Here is a 2,862-nt window from a genome sequence, read left to right as displayed (position 1 = left end):
GATGATCAGCGACGAAGACTTGGAACAACTGCGCTACAAGGGCGAGAGTGCTGACCGGGACTTCAAGCAGGCCCAGTATCCCTTCTCCGGAGCGACCGATCACCAGAAGTCTGAGTTGCTCAAGGACATCTTGGCGATGGCGAACGCCTACCGAGCTGGACCTGGCTACATCTTGATCGGCTTCAAGGACCAGATGCCACACCCGGCGGAGGTGGTTGGCATCGCGGCCAGCGGCCACATCGACGACGCGGCTCTCCAGCAATTTGTCCGCAGTAAGGTCGATCCCCTCCTGGAGTTCCAGTACGAAGAGCGGCTGTTCGACGGCAAGCACGTCGCGATCATCACAGTTCCCAGGCAACCTCGACCCTTCGCACCCAATAAGGATTACGGGAAGCTCAAAAAGAACACGGTCTATGTTCGCCGGGGCAGTTCGACCGACGAGGCATCGATGTCCGAGATGTCGAAGATGGCGCTGGCCGATGCCGGTTCGTCGAAGACCATCCACGTTGATCTACGCATCGATACCGAGCGGAACACTCCTCTTCCTGCCTATCTCAAGCTGAGCTTTCTGGAGTTCGGCGATCTTCCCGACTATGAGGAAGAAAGCTGGATCGACATGGGGAATGGACTCAGGACGCGCATGCCGTCGATGCGAATCGTCAATCGCGATTACTACCGCGAGGGCGCTGATTACTACGTAACCCATAACCGAACAGTACTTGTCCGCTTGTCCTTGGCGAACCGATCAGACTTTGCCTTGGGAGAGGTCAAGCTCGAACTGTCGTGCTCCGCACTCCAGGGGGAAAGTATCCGGATTCTACGCTCGGACGACTTGCCGGAGGAGCCAAGGTCGGGGGATTTCCTGTACCGCGGTGGGTTTCGTGGCCTAGTAGACCAACTTCGGGAGCAGGTGAGCATCGATGAGCGCGCAGCCGAGCCGCTATGTCACATCCTTCTTGGCACGCTCCGCCCAGGAGAAACCGGCAGGGCAGAGACCGACATCGCGCTGCTACCTACCGGCCCAGGCGACTACATCCTCAGAGTTCGGATTCTGGCTAAGGAGATCGCTACGCCGATCGTCAAGGAACACCTCCTCAAGATTGAAGGCGAGGTTAGACAAATGGGCTTGGAGGACTTGATGCCGTTGCTCTATAGGGAATATCTCGACCAAGAGGAGTAGCCGCCCTCCCCCCCCTTGGATGCCACGAACAACGGTTCCAGTTTGACTTATCCCGACGGGCGTCGAGGGAAAGGTTCGCTTAGGGTCGAAAGCAGCCCATCTTTTAGCACGACGAACGGCCCTGACCCACCCTGCTCCGGCTCCCACAGTTGGTTGGTTGAGAGCAGTGCCTATAGCGCTCAATCACCAAGCCTCATGGCATCAATGCAGAAACCACCACCACGAATCCAATCCGCCCGTGAAGGCCGCCTCCCGTTCGAGGACCTGAGCGAGGTCGAGCGTGTCTACTTTCTCGATCTGCTGGATGATGACCTGTTCAATCCTGATGCCGAGACGGTGGCCTACTTCCTCGCCCTCGCCAACGAGGGCGGTGCGGTCGGTGAAGACGAGAGCGGCCATCTGGTGTGCTCGCTGCCAGGCGGTGGGATTGAGCCTGTCAGCTGACACTTGCCCTGTTCAGCAAGATAGCAATCGCCCCCACTGCGCTGCGAGCGCAGACAGGCGGACCTATCCGGCCATAGGGGCTGCCGGGCCTGGACTTGGCGATGACATCGAATCCGGCATACTTCTCCGGCGATGCCACCACCGGCATTGGGACTTGGCCTGGAGTATGACCCCGCAATGGATTTTGCCTATCACCGCTCGCTGAAGAAGACCCTCAAAGCATGTCAGGAGTGGTTGGACCACCCGGGCAATCCAGAAAGGCCGGCGGAATATTCGGCTGACCTGCAGGGATGGCTGGATGCGCCGGAGCGACCTGCCAAGATGCCGGGCAACCCTGTTGCGGATCTGGGGCACTACTACGGCATGGCCGCCTGTGCGGCCTATGGGCGGCAGGATCTCGAAGACCTGGCCCAACTGCTGCGTTGGGCCGTGGCCCTACGTGCTCTGGATCTGAGACATCGAGGCATGTTCAGCGAGCGCCGCCCCGACTTGGGCAACTGGCCCAGCGAGTTCTGGGACAGCATGAAGGCCGCCGGCCCACTGATGCTGTCCGAGTGGGAGCTGGGGCGTATCTGTGCCGAACGCTTCATCGAGATGGCCGAGAAGGATCAGAGGGTCAACCGGCCGCCGGCGACGCGGATGGTCAATCACGGCACCAACGACGTGTTCCTGATCGGCTTGTTCTCACAGGCCTTCGACATCACCACGGACTTCCAGCCCCGCGAGCCGCTGATCGAACCCTACCAGCAGTTGCTGGATACCTGGCGCACCAAGGACGAATCGGTTTTCCAGTCGGCCATGCAGGCTGCGTCCGAGTTCCATATCAGTCGAAGCAAGTCGGGAAGCCGCTACAAGTTCTGCGAGTTCGAAAAGACCTTCGACCGGGTATTCGCGGCTGAGCTGCTGGCCGTGCAGGCCCTGCGCCTACGCGATGACCTGCCTGCCTTCGAGGCCGGGCACTTGCTGGTCGACGGCCCCTGGGCCGTGATCAAGGACTTGCCCGAAGCCGAGCCAAACCCGCTGACGATCCAGGTCGAAGCTCAGCTGCACCGGGATTACCCAGACTTCCGATAACGCCCCACCTTTCTGCAAGGAGCGCAGTCATGACTCATCCGCCTTCCCGCGCCGCTGAACTGGCCGCCTTGGCGGTCGCAACGGATGCCCAGGGTAATGTCGACCTGACGGCCTTCCAGGCCCAATTGCTGATCCAGCAGCATCAGAGCATCGACGGTCTGGAC

Annotated in this window: 3 protein-coding genes; 2 read left to right on the top strand and 1 reads right to left on the bottom strand. The window is 60.2% G+C overall.

What is annotated here, in order from left to right; all coding sequences use genetic code 11:
• On the top strand, positions 1–1,180 hold a 1,180-nt coding region (locus FKV24_RS14425; RefSeq protein WP_141482880.1), incomplete at its 5' end, for an AlbA family DNA-binding domain-containing protein.
• A 201-nt stretch (positions 1,181–1,381) separates the two neighbouring features.
• On the opposite strand, the gene FKV24_RS14420 is transcribed toward FKV24_RS14425, so the two are convergent.
• Complete coding sequence (locus FKV24_RS14420; RefSeq protein WP_141482879.1) at positions 1,382–1,579, bottom strand: hypothetical protein; 198 nt, start codon at positions 1,577–1,579, stop codon at positions 1,382–1,384.
• A gap of 222 nt (positions 1,580–1,801) precedes the next feature.
• On the opposite strand from FKV24_RS14420, the gene FKV24_RS14415 reads away from it, so the two are divergent.
• Positions 1,802–2,698 carry a hypothetical protein gene (locus FKV24_RS14415; protein ID WP_141482878.1) on the top strand — a complete coding sequence of 299 codons (897 nt, stop codon included), beginning with the start codon at positions 1,802–1,804 and terminating at the stop codon, positions 2,696–2,698.
• The last annotated feature ends 164 nt before the right edge of the window (positions 2,699–2,862 follow it).

It is taken from the genome of Marilutibacter maris (genome assembly GCF_006546735.2).
GTDB lineage: Bacteria > Pseudomonadota > Gammaproteobacteria > Xanthomonadales > Xanthomonadaceae > Marilutibacter > Marilutibacter maris.
This window is presented reverse-complemented; position numbering and strand designations above follow the sequence as displayed.

What these genes read in the sequence shown, in the direction of transcription:
- FKV24_RS14415 (WP_141482878.1), top strand. Translation starts at nt 1,802, where the DNA reads ATGGATTTTGCCTATCACCGCTCGCTGAAGAAGACCCTCAAAGCATGT.
- FKV24_RS14420 (WP_141482879.1), bottom strand. Translation starts at nt 1,579, where the DNA reads ATGGCCGCTCTCGTCTTCACCGACCGCACCGCCCTCGTTGGCGAGGGC.